The organism is Exiguobacterium sp. CH10 (assembly GCF_018617635.1).
GTDB lineage: Bacteria > Bacillota > Bacilli > Exiguobacteriales > Exiguobacteriaceae > Exiguobacterium > Exiguobacterium aestuarii_A.
In genome coordinates this window covers 418,831-437,048 of record NZ_JACSKO010000002.1, presented here as the reverse complement: position 1 = coordinate 437,048, position 18,218 = coordinate 418,831, and the positions used below count along the sequence as shown (strand labels likewise).

The window sequence follows — 18,218 nt, the reverse complement described above, 5'->3', positions numbered from 1 at the left end:
TTCTTGGTTCACTTTCATCAGTTTACCATGAAGTATGACATATGCCGAATTGAAAAAGAATCCGCCCGAAGGTGGATTCTTAAGACGTGACGAGGTCGCTCCAGGCGCGGGGGTCTTGTTGCCACTCGCGAAGAGAGTGAATCTCTGATTTGGTTAAGTTCCCTGTCGATTCCGCAAATTCGACCAATTCAGGAAATGTCGTCAATGAAGTGGCACTGAGATTTGCATCCGCTAAATTCTTCTCTAAAATCGGCAATCCGTAAGAGAAGATGGCTTGAATGCCAATAACCTCACCACCCGCTTCACGAATCGCATGGGCTGCCTCGATACTCGACATACCTGTCGACAACAGATCTTCGATGACAAGCACGCGTGCTCCACCGTCGAGTTTCCCCTCGATTTGATTCCCTTTCCCATGTCCTTTCGCACTCGAGCGGACGTAAATGAATGGAAGACCGAGACGGTCGGCAAGTAAAGCGCCGTGAGGAATACCGGCTGTTGCCGTTCCTGCAATGACATCGAATTCTGTTGATCCGACTGCGTCCACCAATCCATCGATGATCATGTTACGGATGTCAGGATAACTGAGCGTCAATCGGTTGTCACAATAGATTGGGCTTCTCAAACCACTCGACCATGTATATGGCTCCGTCGGTGATAATGTGACGACTTTGATTTGTAATAAGGCTTCAGCGATTTGTTTCATATGATTGTCCCCATTCCATCATAAATTGTTCATACATGGCTAACGGATTATTTGCGCGTGTGATTGGGCGACCGACGACGATTGCATGAACACCGGCCAGTCTCGCTTCACGAGGTGTCGCGACACGTACTTGGTCATCATCGGTTTGTCCGAGTCGAATCCCAGGTGTGACCGTCATAAATGCGTCACCGAGTTCCTGATGAATCATCTTCGCTTCCTGAACAGATGCGACGACACCATCAAGTCCCGCCTGCTTAGCGAGCGATGCCTGACGGATGACGGCTTGGTCAAGGCGACCCGGAATCCCGAGCTCCATCTGCATCATCTGTTCGTCCGTGGATGTCAGCTGTGTAACCCCGATCAAACGGGTCGTGTCACTTCCTTGACGAAGCCCATCCAACGCGTAGCGCATCATCTTTTCACCGCCTAGCGTATGCACGTTCGTCATCTCAACTCCAAGCTTTCCGATTTGACGCATCGTGCGACGTGCCGTCTCTGGAATGTCATGTACTTTTACATCGAGAAAGACCGGATATCCGAGGTCGACCAACTCTTCGACAAAGCGTCCACCTTCCCGATAAAACAGTTCCATCCCTACTTTGACAGCAGGTCGGCCCGGGAATGGTTTTAATAAATGAAGCGCCTCGTCGCGTGTCTCCACGTCAAGGGCGAGATACAAGTTGTGCATACGCTTTCCCCCTCACGTCCAGTATATGATCGATTCCAAGTGAATCAAGTCGTCCCGGTAATGCCTCGATGATTTCTTGACAAACATATGGATTTTCAAAATTTGCGGTACCGACTGCAACGGCGGACGCTCCCGCATAGATGAATTCGAGAACGTCGTCGACCGTCCGAACCCCGCCCATAGCGATGATTGGAATATCGACCGCTTGCGCGACTTCATATACCATCCGGACCGCCACCGGTTTAATGGCCGGGCCTGATAATCCGCCGATTCGATTCGCCAAGATTGGTTGCCCGGTCTGGATATCGATTCGCATCCCGACGAGCGTATTGATCATCGTCAAGCCGTCCGCCCCAGCCGCTTCGACTGCACGCGCCATGTCAGTGATCGACGTGACGTTCGGGGACAGCTTCACATAAACCGGCTTACTTGAAGCCGCTTTGACGAGTCTCGTCAATTCCGCAGCCATCACGGGATCCGTCCCGAACTGCATCCCCCCACACTTCACGTTCGGGCATGAGATATTCAACTCGATGGCTTTGATGGTCGGGTCTGCACTGATTCGACGTGCGACTTCCACGTATTCGTCTGGCGTCGACCCGGCAACGTTGGCGATAATCTCTGTATCGAAAGTGGAGAGGAACGGCAATTTCTCTTCGATGATTGCATCGACCCCTGGATTTTGAAGGCCGATCGCATTGAGCATCCCTTGCGCCGTCTCTGCGACACGTGGCGTCGCATTTCCGAATCGTGACTCTTCTGTCGCTGCCTTGATCATGATGCCGCCTAAGATGGAGAGGTCATACAGTTTGGCAAACTCTTCCCCGAATCCGAAACATCCAGAAGCCGGGATGATCGGATTTTTCAACTGGAGTCCTGGTAACTCGACATGTAATCTCATAACAGCACCTCTTCCGCATTGAATACCGGTCCATCGCTACATACTTTTACATAGCCTTCCGGTGCTTTGCAGACGCAAGCAAAGCATGCGCCAATGCCACAACCCATTCGATTTTCAATCGAGATGTAACGCTCCGGAATCGGCGAAGCGGCGACCGCCTTCAACATCGCTTCCGGGCCACAGCTGAACAATACGTCCGCATCGATGCGTGCGAGTGGTCCCGTCACAAATCCCCGCTCCCCGTAGCTCCCGTCAACGGTCGTGATGATCGTTTCCCCGAGCTCTTGAAATGCTTCTTCATAAAAGACGCTCTCTTTTGAATCAAACCCAAGAATCGCAATCGTCTCAATCCCCATCTCATGTAGACGACGTCTGACGTAGTAAAGCGGAGGTACCCCGATTCCACCACCGACGAGGACAACCCGTTTCCCATATTGTGCGAGCGGAAAGCCGTTTCCGAGTGGTCCGAGGACGTCAAGCGTGTCCCCAACACGCTTGTTTGCCAACTCGGAAGTCCCTTCTCCGATCACCTTATATAAAAATGTGACTTCTTCTCCTTCAACGTTCGCCACCGACAACGGTCGACGTAACAAGCCGGACGTCTTGATGTGAAAGAACGTCCCAGGGGCGACTTCCACCCCAGGGCAACGTACTTTCATCTCCATCGTCGCTTTTGCGATTTGGCGATTGCTGATGATGGTTACGTCACGTCTCATACCATCACCCCGAACTTCGTGAATGCTGGAATGCTGACCGTTTGGAATGACAGACTTTCAATGACTTGTAATAGCGCTTCGACCGTGTCGAGCGATGTGAGGCACACTGTACCTTGCTCGGCGGCCGTACGTCGAATCAAGAAGCCGTCTTTCGTCACAAGCGCGTCGCGACTCGTCGTATTGATGATCAAGTCGACTTCCCCGCGCTCGATCACGCTGAGCATCGTCTCACCTGATTCTTGAATCTTCCCGACCCGACGGACGCGCATCTGCTCCGCTTCTAGTCCATCTGCCGTACCGCTCGTCGCCATGAGACGGAAGCCGAGACGATCAAATCGTTTGGCTAAGGCAATCGCCTCATCCTTGTCGTGATCTGCGATTGTCATGAGGACGTTTCCTTTTAAGGCGATGTTCATTCCAGCTGCGACAAGACCTTTATAGAGCGCTTTTTCAAGTGTTCGGTCTGTTGCCATGACTTCCCCTGTCGACTTCATCTCAGGTCCAAGCGACGGATCGACTTCTTTTAATTTCGCGAAAGAGAAGACCGGCACTTTGACAGAGATGCTGTCTGACTCAGGATGGATGCCTGTTCCAAGACCGAGTTCTTTCAAGCTCGTTCCGAGAATTGTTTGCGTCGCAATTCGTGCGACCGGTAAACCTGTCACTTTTGAGATGAACGGAACCGTTCGGCTCGCACGCGGGTTTACTTCGATGACGTACAAATCATCCGCATAGACGAACTGGATGTTGAGAAGCCCTTTGATGCGGAACGCTTTCGCTAACTTGATCGTGTAGTCGACGACTTTTTGCTTCAGCGCGTCACTGAGGCGTTGTGGTGGATATACTGCGATCGAGTCACCAGAGTGTACACCGGCACGTTCGATATGCTCCATGATGCCTGGGATATAGACGTCCGTCCCGTCACAAATCGCGTCGACTTCAATCTCAATCCCCGTTAAATAACGGTCGATGAGAACCGGACGATCTTTTGAGGCGATGACGGCGTTTCGCATGTAGCGCTCGAGCTCTGACTGTTCATATACAATCTCCATCGCCCGTCCCCCGAGTACGTAAGATGGTCGGACGAGTACCGGATAACCGAGTTCATTCGCACATGCAACCGCCTCTTCGACGTTCGTCGCTGTCTTCCCTGGTGGTTGGGCCAATCGTTCAGCTGACAAGGTAGCTTCGAACGCCTTCCGGTCCTCGGCGCGATCGATGTCTTCTAATGACGTCCCGAGAATCTTCACGCCGTTCGCTTCGAGCGATGCCGCCAAGTTGATGGCGGTCTGTCCACCGAATTGAACGATGACGCCGAGCGGATTCTCGTTATCGATGACTTCTAACACATCTTCCGTCGTCAACGGCTCGAAGTATAGGCGATCGGAGATGGAGAAGTCTGTCGAGACCGTTTCTGGGTTGTTGTTGATGATAATGGCTTCATATCCGGCGTCACGAATCGTCTGAATCGAATGAACGGTCGCATAGTCGAACTCGACACCTTGACCGATTCGAATCGGGCCTGATCCGAGGACGAGGATCGATGGGCGGTCTGTCTTCACCGCTTCGTTCTCCACTTCATATGTCCCGTAGAAATATGGCGTCTCCGATGCGAATTCCGCCGCACACGTATCGACCATCTTATACACAGGGCGGATGTTCCATCCGTGACGTTGCGAACGAATCGTCTCAACGTCTGTCTCAAGGATTCGGGCGATGGCGACGTCACTGAAGCCGAGTCGCTTCACGTCGAGCAAACGCTCTGACGTCAATGGCTCCGATGCGAGCTGTTGCTCGGTCTGCCAAATATGGTTCAGTTTGTGTAAGTAGAAACGATCAATCTTCGTCAATTGATGAAGCGCTTCTACCGTGTATCCGCGGCGAAGAGCCTCATATACCATGAACAAGCGCTCGTCCGTCGGATGAACGAGACCATGCTCGAGCTGTTCTGTGCTCAAGTCCTGGAGTTGCGGGAGATATAATTCCTCCATCCCCAGTTCGAGCGAGCGCACGGCTTTTAATAGCGCCTCTTCTAAGTTTCGACCGATGGCCATGACTTCACCCGTCGCTTTCATTTGTGTGCCTAAGCGGCGATCCGCGGACTCAAACTTATCGAAAGCGAAACGAGGGATTTTGGCGACGACATAATCAAGTGCCGGCTCGAACGATGCGTAGCTCGTCTCGGTGACCGGGTTTTTTAGTTCTGACAACTTGTAACCGACAGCGACTTTTGCAGCGAGTTTGGCGATCGGATAGCCGGTCGCTTTTGACGCGAGCGCCGAGCTTCTTGAGACGCGCGGGTTCACTTCGATGACGTAGTATGTGAAGCTATCTGGGTCGAGTGCGAATTGGATGTTACATCCTCCTTCAATCCCAAGTGCCCGGATGATGTCGAGCGAGACGCTACGAAGCATCTGATAATCGCGGTCCGATAACGTCTGAGTCGGTGCGAATACGATTGAGTCTCCTGTATGGACACCGACCGGGTCAAAGTTTTCCATCGCACAGACGATGATGGCCTGGTCGCTCGAGTCACGCATGACCTCAAATTCGACTTCTTTCATCCCGGCAATCGACTTCTCTAGCAACACTTGCGTCACTGGACTCGCCTTTAAACCAGATTCGACGATTTGCTCGAACGATTCACGGTCATGGGCAATCCCTCCACCGGTTCCGCCGAGCGTGTAAGCAGGTCGAATGATGATCGGATATCCGATACGCTCTGCAAATCCCCAAGCAGAATCGAGCGTATGAACGATTTCACTCTCAGGAACGCCATGCCCGAGCTCGAACATGAGGTTACGGAACTGCTCACGGTCTTCAGCTTTTACGATGGCCGCTAGATTCGTTCCGAGTAATTCTACCCCACAATCGCGTAATACTCCCCGCTTATCGAGTTCAAACGCCAAGTTCAATCCCGTCTGACCTCCGAGTGTCGCGAGTAGCGCATCGGGGCGTTCTTGGCGGATGATCCGCTCGACGAATTCGGGTTCGAGTGGTTCGATATACACGCGATCCGCTGTCGTCGGGTCCGTCATGATCGTCGCCGGGTTCGAGTTGACGAGAATGACCTCGTAGCCTTCTTCTTTCAAGGCAAGACATGCCTGTGTACCAGCATAATCAAATTCTGCTGCTTGTCCGATCACAATCGGTCCTGATCCGATTACAAGGATTTTCTGAATATCTGGTCGTTTTGGCATGTCAAATTCCCACTTTCTGTTTGTTTTCTTGAACGAGTTGCATGAAACGGTCAAATAAATCGTTGGCGTCAAATGGTCCTGGTGCTGCTTCCGGGTGATACTGTACCGAGAATGTCGGATGATGCAGATGTTTCACTCCTTCGATCGTTCCGTCGTTGACCGCACGATGTGTCACGATGAGCGCTGTATCGAGTAACGATGCCTCTTCTACCGCATATCCATGGTTTTGAGATGTAATCGTCACGGCGCCTGTCTCCAACTCAAGGACAGGATGGTTCGCCCCACGGTGTCCGAACGGAAGTTTGAATGTGTTCGCCCCGTTCGCGAGCGCGATCAGTTGATGACCGAGACAAATCCCGAACATCGGTGTCGTCGGCATGAGTTGTTGAATGAGTGGAATCGCTGTCGGGACGTCTTTCGGATCCCCCGGTCCGTTCGACAACATGATGCCATCTGGCTCGTACCGCAACACGTCTTCTGCCGTAGTGTCATGTGGGAAGACGATGACTTCACAGTCCCGCTTCATCAACTCGCGCATGATGCCAAGTTTGGCCCCAAAGTCAATCAACGCGATCCGCGGCCCCGTACCCGTACTTACATACGTCCGTTTCGTCGAGACGCGTGCGACTTGATCGTTCGGAGACAGTTCGTTAAAGCGAGACTGTACTTCGTCCCATGTCAACTCACCATCAACGAGGACACCTCGCATGACACCTTGTGCCCGTAAGTGACGTGTCAACATGCGCGTATCGATATCGGATAACCCTGGGATGCCAAAGCGAGTAAGCGTTGCATCTAGCGTCGCCGTGGAACGGAAGTTCGACGGTGTGTCGCAAGCCTCTTTTACAATTAATGCTTTTGCCATCGGAACTGTCGTTTCGAAGTCTTCACGATTGACACCGTAGTTTCCGATCAACGGGTTCGTCAGCACGATCATCTGGTCGCAATACGACGGATCCGACAAAATTTCTTGATAACCGGTCATACCTGTTTGGAAGACGACTTCCCCAATCGTATCCGCTGGTGCCCCGAATCCTTTACCGACAAATTTCATTCCATCCTCAAGCCATAATGTTCGTTTCATCAAATCGCCCCTTATATACAATTTCGCCACCGACCATCGTCATGACCGGCCATCCGACAAGTTGTTTCCCCGTAAACGGTGTGTTCTTTCCTTTTGAATAGAACGTCGACGGATCCACCACGCGCGTCTTATCTGTATCGATCAGTACCAAATCGGCATCCGCCCCAACTTTCAGTTCACCTCTTGCTAATCCAAATACGTCGCTCGGACGCTTCGTCATCCAGTCGATTAACTGATGTTCTTTCATGATGCCCGTCTTCACGAACGTCGTGTACAGAAGCGGGAACGCTGTCTCAAATCCGGTAATCCCGAACGGTGCACGCTCGATCCCTTGCGCTTTTTCCTCTGCCGTATGTGGGGCATGGTCTGTCGCAATCATGTCAATCGTTCCATCGAATAATCCTTCAAGAAGCGCCTGTCGATCGTCCTCGCTTCGGAGCGGAGGATTCATCTTGAAGTTGGCATCGAGCCCTGGGATATCGTCTTCGCTCAAGACGAGGTGGTGAGGAGTCACTTCTGCCGTCACTTGAATACCTGCCCGCTTCGCATCTCGGATGACACGGACCGATTGCCGCGATGAGACGTGACACACGTGATAATGACAGCCCGTTTCTTCGGCGATCAGCACATCTCGGGCGATATGGATACTCTCTGCAAGACTTGGAATCCCTTGAATCCCGTGCGCCTCACTGAACTTCCCTTCGTGGACCGATCCTGCTTTTAGCGTATTGTCTTCACAGTGCGCGACGACGGCCTTATTCAACCGTTTCGCTTCACGCATCGCTTGTCGCATCATCGCCGCCGATTGAACACCGACCCCGTCATCGGTGAAGGCAAATGCATCTGATAGAGATTCCATATCAACCTGTTCTTCACCGAGCTGCCGCTTCGTGATGGCAGCGTATGGAAGGACACGGACAACCGCATCTTGCTCAATCTTTTGAAGGAGCGCGTCCATCGTGACGCGATCGTCTGGTACCGGTCGCGTGTTCGGCATCGAACAGATTGTCGTGAATCCACCCGCCGCTGCCGCCATCGTTCCCGTTTTGATCGTTTCTTTCGCTTCGCCTCCCGGCTCACGCAAGTGGACGTGAACATCGACAAGTCCTGGTGCGAGTAGGTAGTCTGTCGCATCGATGACTTCTTCCCCGGCTGTCGACCCGTTATAATCGAGCGATTCGATTTTTCCGTCTTTCAATAGGATGTTTGTCGTGCGTTTTGTCCCGTTGTCATACCATGTCGCGTGTTGAAGTATCATTGTTGTCCTCCTAATGCTCGATTTAAGATGCTCATGCGTGCATAGACGCCGTTCTTCATTTGCGGGAAGATGCGTGACCGTTCATGTTCAATCAGACTGCCCGCAATCTCGACATCCCGATTGACCGGTGCCGGATGCATGATGATGGCCCCTTCTTTCATCCGCTCGACTCGCTCGACCGTCAGTCCATATCGTGTGTGATATTCCTCTTTCGAGAAAATGTCTCCCATGATATGACGCTCGTGCTGAACCCGTAACAGCATGATGACGTCACTTTCTGCCAACACATCATCAAGTTCTTTACGCTCAAGCCCCATGGAATCATCCCACCATGAGGCTGGGCTGCATCCGACCACATTTGCACCAAAACGTTTCAACACACTCGCATTCGATCGAGCGACGCGACTATGAACGAGGTCTCCACAGATGGCAACGTTTAATCCTTGGAACGTTCTGAACTCTTCAAAGATTGTGACGAGGTCGAGTAGTGATTGGGAAGGGTGTTCGCCACTCCCGTCGCCCCCATTGAGTACCGGGATATTCAACTTCTCAACGAGTTCATGATAGTATCCTGCTTCTGGATGTCGGATGACGAGTGCGTCAACTCCAATCGCTTCGAGCGTCTTGCATGTGTCGTAGAGTGTCTCTCCCTTCGTGACCGATGACGTCGTCACATCAAACGGAATCTCTTGCATGTTCAAGTGTCGCTCGGCCATTTGAAACGAGTTTTTCGTACGCGTCGAGTTTTCAAAGAACAGGTTTGCGACCGTCTTCCCATCGAATAGTGGGGGTAGGTCCCCTTGCTTATAGCGCAATGACTCTTCAATCATGCCCATGATCTCATCGAGCGAGAGTGTGTCTAAGCTGACGAAGTGTTTGACTGGTTTGACATTCGTTTGCATCGTATTCATGTTCGTCTCCTCCTTTTGTTAGAGGCAAAGAGAAAAGGCGTCTCTTCACCGATGTGAAGGGACGCCTTCATTTGGGCAAGGTACACCCAAATAAACGAGCCTTCACTTTGCCGACCTCACGGGATCGAATTAAAAGTTACTTGCTTGTTTCGTTTCTTCAGTTGTGCTGACTTCCACGACCGTCTCGACTTCCTCTTTCGGTAAGATGGCGTTTAAAAGAATCCCGACGACCGTCGCGAGCGCCATCCCTTGTACAGGGAAGCTGCCGAGTTGAATCATCGCACCACCCAGCCCGATGACGAGGATGACCGATGAGATGATCAAGTTGCGTTTTTCTGCCAAATCGACTTTGCTCTCTACCATCGTCCGTAGTCCGTTCGACGCGATGACCCCGAATAAGAGAATCGAGATGCCACCTTTGACTGGATTCGGAATCGTTGAGATGAATGCCTCGATATGACCGAGGAATCCGAAGCTGATGGCCATGAGCGCCGCTCCAGCGATGACATAGACACTGTAGACGCGTGTGATGGCCATGACGCCGTTGTTCTCACCGTATGTCGTACATGGTGGACCACCGAGTGCGGAAGCGACTGCTTTCCCTACCCCGTCACCGAGTAGCGTGCGATGGAGGCCGGGATCTTTCATCGTCTCTCGTCCGATGATTTTAGATGTGACCATTTGATCGCCGATATGCTCGGTCATCGTGACGAGTGCGACCGGTACGATCGCGAGGAGTGCACCGACTTGCCACATTGGCATGTAGTCGACGAACACCATCGTGAAGTCAGGGAGTTGGAACAAGCTTGCTTGTTGAATTGGTGAGTAATCGATGATTCCGAATGCTGCGGCAATCCCGTAACCTCCGACGATTCCGAAAAGGATTGGAACCGCTCCCCAAACCCCTTTCAGTTTTGTCATGGCGAGCATCGTGATTCCAAGTGTCAGGAGTGCGATTGTCATGAACGTTCCATTATAAGCTCCGTCTTGATTCATCGACATGTCGATGGCGACCGGCGCGAGCGACAAACCGATGACCATGATGACCGGTCCGACGACGACTGGTGGGAGCAACCGGAGCAACCAGTTGACGCCTGTCTTATAGATGATCAAGGAAACGACACCGTATACCGAGCCGGCAATGATTCCGCCGAACAGTGCCGCTTCGACACCCCATTGCTGACTGACCGCAATGATTGGGGCGATGTAGGCAAAACTTGAACCGAGGTATGTTGGGACTTTGAAGCGCGTAATCGCTAAGAATGAGAGCGTGGCCACTCCGGAAGCGACGAGGGCGACCGATGTATTCAATCCTGTTAAAATCGGGACTAAAATCGTCGCTCCGAACATGGCGAAGACGTGTTGAAGACTGAATAACAGCCATTGTGGAAAGTGAGCTGGACGCTCGTGGATGTGTAGAACGGGTTGTTTCATATTGAATTTCTCCTTCCTGGCCTCTCTGGACCACCTTAAAGGTTTTTAAGATTATTGCTGATTGATTGTCACTTCATCTGCCGTGTCGACTTCACTGAGTCGGACGACGACTTGCTCGGACTTCGATGTCGGAACGTTCTTCCCGATGAAATCAGGTCGAATCGGAAGCTCCCGATGTCCTCGGTCAATCAAGACCGCGAGTTGGATATAGTCTGGGCGACCGTGGTCGACGAGTGCGTCCATTGCGGCACGGACTGTTCGACCGGTATATAGGACGTCGTCGACGAGGACGACGGTCTTCCCATTAATGTCATGCGGCAACTCTGTTGCCTTCACTTCTGGATCTAACGACTTCTTCGATAAGTCATCCCGGTAAAGCGTGATGTCGAGATTCCCGAGTGCGACCGGCTTGCCTTCAATCTCTTCGATGCGGCGTGCGAGTCGGTCAGCGAGCGTCTCGCCTCTCGTCTTGATCCCGACGAGGACGACATCGTCGATTCCTTTATTCCGCTCGATGATTTCATGAGCGATTCGTGTCAACGCTCGACGGATGGCTGATTCATCTAAAATGACGGACTGTTTCACGTCACTCCTCCTTTCATGCTTCATTCAAAAAAGAAGACTCCCTCGTCCGGCTGGAAAGGGAGTCTTCATCAAAAACGGCAGTCTGATGCCGGGTTGAATTGAAGTTAGTGTGACCGCGGTCACAATCCTTTCACAGCCTCTCTGGACTGGGTTTAAAGGTGTTATGCTTCCTAGACTATAAATCGGAACGTGACAGAAGTCAACGAGTTTTCTCGATTTTATCTAACTTTGCAAGTTCTGCCTTAAAGTCTTCAGGAAGTGGTGCCTCAAATTCCATCCATTCTTTCGTACGTGGATGGTGGAAACCGAGCGTCGCCGCATGGAGGGCTTGACCGCCCAAATCAATCGTGCGACGTGGTCCATATTTCGGGTCGCCTGCGAGCGGATGCCCGATATAGCGCATGTGCACACGGATTTGGTGTGTGCGACCTGTCTCGAGTTTACACTCGACGAGCGTGAAGTCTTTGTAGCGCTCGAGCAAGCGGAAATGCGTCACCGCTTCTTTCGCGTTCTTGTCCGTCACGGTCATACGCTGACGATCATTTGTATCGCGACCAATCGGTGCCTCGATTGTCCCGAGTTCGTGAACGAGTTCGCCGTGAACGAGCGCAATATATTCACGTTTAATCGTCTTGTCTTTCAACTGGCTCGCAAGTGATTCATGAGCCAAGTCATTTTTAGCGACCATAAGGAGACCTGTCGTGTCTTTGTCGATTCGATGCACGATTCCAGGGCGCTTGACGCCATTGATGCCTGAGAGGTCATCACAATGTCCGAGAAGCGCATTGACGAGCGTTCCAGACGTGTGACCGGCAGCAGGGTGAACGACCATCCCACGTGCTTTATTGACGACAATCATATCTTCATCTTCATAAACGATTTCAAGGGGAATGTGTTCAGGTAACACTTCGAGTTCCACCGCTTCCGGGACGTTCACTTCGATTTCATCGCCCACTTGAAGCTTATAGTTTGGTTTGACGGCACTCCCATTAACGAGAAGTGCTCCGGTCTTAATCCATTCTTGTACTTGTGAGCGTGACCATTCTCCACGGTCGCTCACCCACTTGTCGATCCTTGCCTTTTCATCGGCGACAAAAGTATAGGATTCCATTACGATTGTCCCCTTTCTTTGTGTAATTTTTCTTCAAATAAAATCCCGATGACCATCAAAATGACCCCGAACGTAAGCGCCATATCGGCCACGTTAAAAATCGGGAAGTTGTAGCCAAACGGATACGTATCAACAAAATCGACGACTTCACCGCGGAACAGTCGATCGATAAAGTTACCGATCGCACCGGCCAACAGCAGTCCAACACTGTATCCGAGAAGCTGATACCCGTTCACTTCTTTATGCAGGAAGTAAACAAGACCCGCCACGACGAGAATCGTGATGACGAAGAAGAACGCCATCTGTCCTTCTAACATCCCCCAAGCCGCTCCTTTATTGCGATAAGAGGTCCAGTATAACAAGTTCGGGATGACTTCAATCGATTGACCGATTGTCATCGTCTGAACGACTACCCATTTGGTGAGTTGATCGAGCAGAATCAAGATGACGGCCAAACCGTAATATCGTTTCATATGCGTCTCCTTTCAAGCCGTTAAGAAACCGGAGTGGGGACGCCACTCCGGTTCGTCTTAACCGATTACTGATGCACAGCGTGGGCAAAGCTCAGGATGCTCTTCGTTTTGTCCAAGCTCTGTCGAGTATGTCCAACAACGTGCACAAGCGGCACCATCTGCTTTCTTGACTGTGATTTTCGTCGTCGCATAATCGACGTCTGCCGTCTCAGCCCATTCTACTTGTGATACTTGAAGCAACTGACTGACGTTATCGATTGTTTCCAATAACGCGGCAGTCTCTGCTTTCGGTGCGAGAATCAATTTCGCCTCGAGCGGTTTCCCGATCAATTTCTCGCCACGTGCGATTTCGATCGCTTTGAGGACATCGTCACGGAAGACGAGGAATTTCGACCATTTCTCTAATAACGCTTGCTCATCAGCAGTCAATGCATCCACTTCTTCTAGATCCGTCAAGAAGATGCTTGCTTCCGACTTCCCAGGGACCTCTTTCCACGCCTCATCAGCAGTGTGTGGAAGGACTGGAGCCAAGAGCTTCGTCAAAAGGACAACCGCATCGTACATGACCGTCTGAACGGCACGACGGCGGAGATCGTCTTCACGCTCGATATAAAGGATATCTTTTGTAAAGTCGAGATAGAACGATGACAACTCGTTAACGCAGAAGTTATGAACGAGATGATACACCGCCATGAAGTCAAACGTGTCATACGCTTTGACAACTTTTGCTTGTAGCTGTTTAAGTTTCGTTGCCATGAAGCGGTCTGCTTCTGGCATGTCCTTGAATGCGACACGCATCGACGGATCAAACCCGTTCAAGTTCCCAAGAAGGAAACGGATTGTGTTACGCATCTTACGGTATACTTCTGACACTTGTTTAAAGTTGTCGTGCGAAGCGCGAACGTCAGACTGATAGTCGACCGACGCGACCCATAGGCGGACGATTTCAGCACCATATTGCTTCACGAGATCGTTTGGCGCAATCGTGTTACCGAGCGATTTCGACATCTTACGTCCATCCCCGTCAAGAACGAAACCGTGGCTCAAGACGTTTCGGTATGGCGCTTTGCCCGTTGTCGCAACAGCTGTTGAGAGTGACGAGTTGAACCAACCGCGGTATTGGTCAGATCCTTCAAGATAAAGGTCAGCCGGGCGACGTAGGTTTTCACGTTCCTCTAATACACCAGCGTGTGAAGAACCTGAATCGAACCAGACGTCCATGATATCGAGTTCTTTACGGAATTCGCCATTCGGGCTGTTCGGATGCGTAAATCCTTCAGGAAGAAGGTCTTTCGCTTCACGCTCGTACCAGACGTTCGAACCGTGCTCACGGAACAAGTTTGCGACGTGGTCGATCGTCTCGCTCGTGATGATTTCCGTTCCATCCTCTGCATAGAAGATTGGAATCGGCACGCCCCATGCACGTTGACGACTGATGACCCAGTCCCCACGGTCACGGACCATGTTGTAAAGACGTGTCATTCCCCATTCCGGAACCCAGTTCACTTCTTCGATTTCACGGAGCATGTCTTCACGGAAATCTTTGATGGAAGCGAACCATTGCGGTGTCGCACGGAAGATGACCGGTTTTTTCGTACGCCAGTCATGCGGGTACGAGTGTTTGATGAACTTCAAGTTGAGCAAGTAGCCGTTCTCTTCAAGTTTCATCCCGATTTGTTTGTTCGCATCTTCATAGAACAACCCTTCAAAACCAGGCGCCTCAGCCGTCATATAACCACGGTCATCGACCGGGCAAAGAACGTCCAAGCCGTAAGCCTGACCGACACGATAATCGTCTTCCCCGTGCCCAGGTGCTGTATGGACGAGTCCAGTCGCATCCGCTGTGACGTGATCGCCGAGCATGACGAGTGACGTGCGGTCATACAACGGATGTTGAGCCGTCATATATTCAAAGTCGCGACCGTTCCATGAACCGCTCACAGTGTAATCAGTCCAGCCGAGCGCTGTCGTCACTTCTTCAACGAGCGTCTCTGCGACGATATAGCCTTTTCCTTCGTGTTCGATACGCGTGTACGTCAACTCATCACTGACTGCGATCCCGAGGTTCGCCGGGATTGTCCAAGGCGTCGTCGTCCAGATGACGAAATGATCGTCAGACGTCAATGTGTCTTTTCCGTCTACGACGCGGAATGCCACGTAGATGGCTGGTGATTTTTTATCGTAATATTCGATCTCAGCTTCTGCGAGTGCAGACTCCGAAGACGGCGACCAGTAGACTGGTTTCTTCCCTTTGTAGATGTATCCTTTTTCAGCCATCGTCCCGAACAAGCGGATTTGTGCCGCCTCATATTCCGGAAGGAGCGTGATATATGGATTTTCAAAGTCTGCAAGAAGACCGAGACGTTTGAACTGTTCACGTTGTGAGTTCACTTGTTCCATCGCATATTCTGCACACTTTTCGCGGAATTCAGCGACCGTCATTTCTTTACGGTTGACGCCAGCTTTTTGAAGGGCGTTCTCGATTGGAAGACCGTGCGTATCCCAACCTGGAATCATTGGAGACTGATATCCGTTCATTCCTTTGAAACGGACGATGATGTCTTTTAAGACTTTGTTCATCGCATGTCCCATGTGGATGTCGCCGTTCGCATATGGAGGCCCATCATGCAAGATGTATTGTGGTTTCCCTGCATTTTTTTCTTGTACCTTGTTGTAAAGGTCCATGTCTTCCCATTCTGTTTGCATCGCTGGTTCGCGTTTTGGTAAATTCCCACGCATTGCGAATTCTGTGTTTGGCATTAATAGCGTGTCTTTGTAGTTCATCGAAACTCCTCCATCAACATTTTTTAGAAAACAAAAAAAACCAACCCATCCCTGATAGGGACGAGTTGGTTGACTCGCGGTACCACCCTACTAGTCTCACTCTCATGAGACCGCTCTCGGTAACCGATAACGAGGTCAGGCGGTCACGCTTACTCTAGTTCAGCGTGACGACTCATAGGGGATACCGATTCGAGTCTTTCTCTTAGGCTCTCACCGTCCCTAAGTCGCTTCGTAGGTATGACTCGATCGACGCGTCCTACTCAACGTGTTGATCATTTATCCATGTTGTTCTTCATTCTGTGTGACTTCGTGGTCATTATACGCAAGTTCTGATCTATCGTCAAGAACCGTCTGCACAGGCGGCTCCCCGACAATCGTCTCCCACTCGGTGCTGTTTAAGAGCTCCATTTGGGCGTCAACGAGGACACGGAAACGTGTGCGATACAACTCGACTTTTTTGAGCATTTGAACAACTTCACGTTCTGCAAGTTGCTCTTTACGGGCCGCTTCTTCTTCACGAGCGTACGCTTCACGCTCCGCTTGTTTCAGAATGAGACTCGCTTCTTTTTGCGCGTTGTTCTTCACTTCTTCCGCTGCTTCCTGCGCGACGATGATCGACTTGTTCAATGTATCTTCCATCGAGGAGAAGTAGTCAATGCGAGCTTGCATATCGTTGACAAGTTCTTCATACCGTCGATTCTCACGAATCAATAGTTCAAACTCTTTAATGATTTGATCTAAAAATTCATTGACCTCATCGATGTCGTACCCACGAAAACGGGAAGAGAATTCTTTATTATGAATATCAATCGGTGTCAACGCCATTCGACTTTCCTCCTAAAATTTAACGTATGGTCCCATACTGGATTTTAATCTTTTCACGTTTGGTCGAACCAAGGATCTCCATCATCTTAATACGACCGTATCCACGGACGGATAAAAGATCATCGGGTTCAAGGATGAAGCTCGGGTCTTCAATGACTTTATGATTCACTTTGCAGTCACCGTGTTTCACGAGCGCCTGAGCTTTCTGACGAGATATGTTGAGTACCTCGCTCACAACCGTATCAAATCGTAACGAGGACACGATGCCGAACCCCTCGACCCACTCTGTTTTCGGAACGACGAGTATGTCATCCTTCGCAACAGAGGAGATGCGAACTTTCGCTTTTCCGACACGCTCCAAGTTCATTTCGATGAACCCGACGGCTTCGCGGGTCGTAGCAAACTGGACGATTTCCTCTTCCAGGACGACGTCCCCAAACTTTTGACGCTTTAATCCAGCGTTCAGTAAAGTTCCAGTCACTTGTCGATGTGTCAGGTCAACAAATTTTGTCGGATATTCGATACGGCGAATCTCAATTTCAAAATCATCGGTATTCAGCTCATAATACTCTGGCGCCAAAATCAGCCGACGTCGTTCAGCTCCTTCAAACCCGCCATCGTCGTGAATGACGAGCTGCTTACCGACAAGCTGTTTGACGATTTGTTGTTCACGAGGATCTAAAAAGTCCGTCAACTTCAATACATAGCTGTTCTCGACTTGTTGTACCCAGTCCAACACTTGTTCGACGAACGCCCGTTCACTTGGTCTGTAGTGGTCATAAACGCTCATACATCACCCGAAAATGGCAGTGATACCGGCTTGTGCCATCCGAAGCACGAACAATGCGACGATTGGAGAGATATCGAGCATGCCACCAATTGGTGGAATAATCCGTCGAAACGGTGCTAAAAACGGTTCACATAAAAACGATAAAATTTGTCCGAACTTCGATTCGCGCGCGTTCGGGAACCATGATAATAAGATATAGCCGATGAGAATCCAACTATAAATACCAAGTAAGTCTCTCAACGTATTGCCTAAGGCAGGGATTACGTTTTCCATTCAGTTACCACCCTTTACTGTGAAGTTCATCCTCCGAAATCAAGTTTGAGATTGAACCAGTCAATTCGACATTGTTCGGAGTACACAGAATCGTGTTATGTCCAATCGAAGTCATCGATCCTTCTAGCGCATACACGACACCGGAAAGGAAGTTGACGACTTGACGTGATTGGTCTTTTGACATGCGTTGAAGATTGACGATGACAGCACGGTTTTCTTTCAATTGATCGCTAATATCTTGCGCTTCAGCAAATACACGTGGTTCAGCCAATACGACTTTCGAGCGTTCTTTCTTCTTCGTATTCAATGCCACGAGATTATTTGCTGATTTTGGGCGATCCTCTTGTCTCACGACCGCTGTTTCAGTTGAAGAAGTTGCTGATGTGTTTGCGACGGCAAACTCTTCTTCTTCGTATGTGCTGTTCGGATCTTCCTCGAGTCCAAAGAAATCTTTCATTTTGTTTTTGATTGACATAACG

Annotated in this window: 17 protein-coding genes and 1 other annotated feature; all 17 genes read right to left on the bottom strand. The window is 50.6% G+C overall.

Translation table 11 applies throughout. The features are described from left to right. Positions 1-79: 79 nt before the first annotated feature. The 17 genes from pyrE to KNP04_RS08945 all read right to left on the bottom strand — a co-directional run bounded on the left by pyrE (position 80) and on the right by KNP04_RS08945 (position 18,214). Positions 80-706 carry an orotate phosphoribosyltransferase gene (gene pyrE, locus KNP04_RS09025; protein WP_214875375.1) on the bottom strand — a complete coding sequence of 209 codons (627 nt, stop codon included), beginning with the start codon at positions 704-706 and terminating at the stop codon, positions 80-82. Beyond that, positions 690-1,394 (bottom strand): orotidine-5'-phosphate decarboxylase, encoded by a 705-nt coding sequence (pyrF, locus tag KNP04_RS09020; RefSeq protein ID WP_214875374.1) that lies wholly within the window; start codon positions 1,392-1,394, stop codon positions 690-692. The genes pyrE and pyrF overlap by 17 nt, the downstream gene beginning before the upstream one ends. Next, on the bottom strand, positions 1,369-2,295 hold the full coding sequence (locus tag KNP04_RS09015) for a dihydroorotate dehydrogenase (protein WP_214875373.1): 927 nt from the start codon (positions 2,293-2,295) through the stop codon (positions 1,369-1,371). Before KNP04_RS09015 ends, pyrF begins: the two co-directional genes overlap by 26 nt. Then, the gene (locus tag KNP04_RS09010) at positions 2,292-3,011 is read right to left on the bottom strand and encodes a dihydroorotate dehydrogenase electron transfer subunit (RefSeq protein WP_214875372.1); all 720 of its coding nucleotides are present in this window, start codon (positions 3,009-3,011) and stop codon (positions 2,292-2,294) included. Before KNP04_RS09010 ends, KNP04_RS09015 begins: the two co-directional genes overlap by 4 nt. Continuing rightward, positions 3,008-6,211, bottom strand: a complete 3,204-nt coding sequence (carB, locus tag KNP04_RS09005) for a carbamoyl-phosphate synthase large subunit (protein ID WP_214875371.1) — start codon at positions 6,209-6,211, stop codon at positions 3,008-3,010. Before carB ends, KNP04_RS09010 begins: the two co-directional genes overlap by 4 nt. A 1-nt stretch (position 6,212) precedes the next feature. Beyond that, a complete protein-coding gene (locus KNP04_RS09000) occupies positions 6,213-7,295 on the bottom strand; it encodes a carbamoyl phosphate synthase small subunit (protein WP_214875370.1) in 1,083 nt (360 codons plus the stop codon). Next, positions 7,273-8,553 carry a dihydroorotase gene (locus KNP04_RS08995; protein WP_214875369.1) on the bottom strand — a complete coding sequence of 427 codons (1,281 nt, stop codon included), beginning with the start codon at positions 8,551-8,553 and terminating at the stop codon, positions 7,273-7,275. The genes KNP04_RS09000 and KNP04_RS08995 overlap by 23 nt, the downstream gene beginning before the upstream one ends. After that, complete coding sequence (locus KNP04_RS08990; RefSeq protein ID WP_214875368.1) at positions 8,550-9,464, bottom strand: aspartate carbamoyltransferase catalytic subunit; 915 nt, start codon at positions 9,462-9,464, stop codon at positions 8,550-8,552. The genes KNP04_RS08995 and KNP04_RS08990 overlap by 4 nt, the downstream gene beginning before the upstream one ends. Positions 9,465-9,593: 129 nt before the next feature. After that, a complete protein-coding gene (locus tag KNP04_RS08985) occupies positions 9,594-10,898 on the bottom strand; it encodes a solute carrier family 23 protein (RefSeq protein WP_214875367.1) in 1,305 nt (434 codons plus the stop codon). Positions 10,899-10,949: 51 nt separating this feature from the next. Continuing rightward, positions 10,950-11,507 (bottom strand): bifunctional pyr operon transcriptional regulator/uracil phosphoribosyltransferase PyrR, encoded by a 558-nt coding sequence (gene pyrR / locus KNP04_RS08980; protein WP_251126017.1) that lies wholly within the window; start codon positions 11,505-11,507, stop codon positions 10,950-10,952. Between the two features lie 175 nt (positions 11,508-11,682). After that, entirely contained in the window at positions 11,683-12,594 is a 912-nt protein-coding gene (locus tag KNP04_RS08975) for an RluA family pseudouridine synthase (protein WP_214691771.1), read from the bottom strand. Then, on the bottom strand, positions 12,594-13,067 hold the full coding sequence (gene lspA, locus KNP04_RS08970) for a signal peptidase II (protein ID WP_214875366.1): 474 nt from the start codon (positions 13,065-13,067) through the stop codon (positions 12,594-12,596). The genes KNP04_RS08975 and lspA overlap by 1 nt, the downstream gene beginning before the upstream one ends. A gap of 57 nt (positions 13,068-13,124) precedes the next feature. Further along, complete coding sequence (gene ileS / locus KNP04_RS08965; RefSeq protein WP_214875365.1) at positions 13,125-15,851, bottom strand: isoleucine--tRNA ligase; 2,727 nt, start codon at positions 15,849-15,851, stop codon at positions 13,125-13,127. 53 nt (positions 15,852-15,904) lie between these two features. Further along, positions 15,905-16,124: a binding site (T-box leader), on the bottom strand. 3 nt (positions 16,125-16,127) lie between these two features. Beyond that, positions 16,128-16,676, bottom strand: coding sequence for a DivIVA domain-containing protein (locus KNP04_RS08960; RefSeq protein ID WP_074034869.1), 549 nt, complete (start codon positions 16,674-16,676; stop codon positions 16,128-16,130). 19 nt (positions 16,677-16,695) lie between these two features. Then, positions 16,696-17,466, bottom strand: coding sequence for a YlmH family RNA-binding protein (locus tag KNP04_RS08955; protein WP_214875364.1), 771 nt, complete (start codon positions 17,464-17,466; stop codon positions 16,696-16,698). A gap of 3 nt (positions 17,467-17,469) precedes the next feature. Continuing rightward, entirely contained in the window at positions 17,470-17,739 is a 270-nt protein-coding gene (locus tag KNP04_RS08950) for a YggT family protein (protein WP_214745583.1), read from the bottom strand. Between the two features lie 4 nt (positions 17,740-17,743). Then, complete coding sequence (locus KNP04_RS08945) at positions 17,744-18,214, bottom strand: cell division protein SepF (protein ID WP_214819602.1); 471 nt, start codon at positions 18,212-18,214, stop codon at positions 17,744-17,746. Positions 18,215-18,218 lie beyond the last annotated feature (4 nt).

Coding starts and splice junctions, on each gene's coding strand:
- pyrE (WP_214875375.1), bottom strand. CDS start 706: ATGAAACAAATCGCTGAAGCCTTATTACAAATCAAAGTCGTCACATTA.
- pyrF (WP_214875374.1), bottom strand. CDS start 1,394: ATGCACAACTTGTATCTCGCCCTTGACGTGGAGACACGCGACGAGGCG.
- KNP04_RS09015 (WP_214875373.1), bottom strand. CDS start 2,295: ATGAGATTACATGTCGAGTTACCAGGACTCCAGTTGAAAAATCCGATC.
- KNP04_RS09010 (WP_214875372.1), bottom strand. CDS start 3,011: ATGAGACGTGACGTAACCATCATCAGCAATCGCCAAATCGCAAAAGCG.
- carB (WP_214875371.1), bottom strand. CDS start 6,211: ATGCCAAAACGACCAGATATTCAGAAAATCCTTGTAATCGGATCAGGA.
- KNP04_RS09000 (WP_214875370.1), bottom strand. CDS start 7,295: ATGAAACGAACATTATGGCTTGAGGATGGAATGAAATTTGTCGGTAAA.
- KNP04_RS08995 (WP_214875369.1), bottom strand. CDS start 8,553: ATGATACTTCAACACGCGACATGGTATGACAACGGGACAAAACGCACG.
- KNP04_RS08990 (WP_214875368.1), bottom strand. CDS start 9,464: ATGAATACGATGCAAACGAATGTCAAACCAGTCAAACACTTCGTCAGC.
- KNP04_RS08985 (WP_214875367.1), bottom strand. CDS start 10,898: ATGAAACAACCCGTTCTACACATCCACGAGCGTCCAGCTCACTTTCCA.
- pyrR (WP_251126017.1), bottom strand. CDS start 11,507: ATGAAGCATGAAAGGAGGAGTGACGTGAAACAGTCCGTCATTTTAGAT.
- KNP04_RS08975 (WP_214691771.1), bottom strand. CDS start 12,594: ATGGAATCCTATACTTTTGTCGCCGATGAAAAGGCAAGGATCGACAAG.
- lspA (WP_214875366.1), bottom strand. CDS start 13,067: ATGAAACGATATTACGGTTTGGCCGTCATCTTGATTCTGCTCGATCAA.
- ileS (WP_214875365.1), bottom strand. CDS start 15,851: ATGAACTACAAAGACACGCTATTAATGCCAAACACAGAATTCGCAATG.
- KNP04_RS08960 (WP_074034869.1), bottom strand. CDS start 16,676: ATGGCGTTGACACCGATTGATATTCATAATAAAGAATTCTCTTCCCGT.
- KNP04_RS08955 (WP_214875364.1), bottom strand. CDS start 17,466: ATGAGCGTTTATGACCACTACAGACCAAGTGAACGGGCGTTCGTCGAA.
- KNP04_RS08950 (WP_214745583.1), bottom strand. CDS start 17,739: ATGGAAAACGTAATCCCTGCCTTAGGCAATACGTTGAGAGACTTACTT.
- KNP04_RS08945 (WP_214819602.1), bottom strand. CDS start 18,214: ATGTCAATCAAAAACAAAATGAAAGATTTCTTTGGACTCGAGGAAGAT.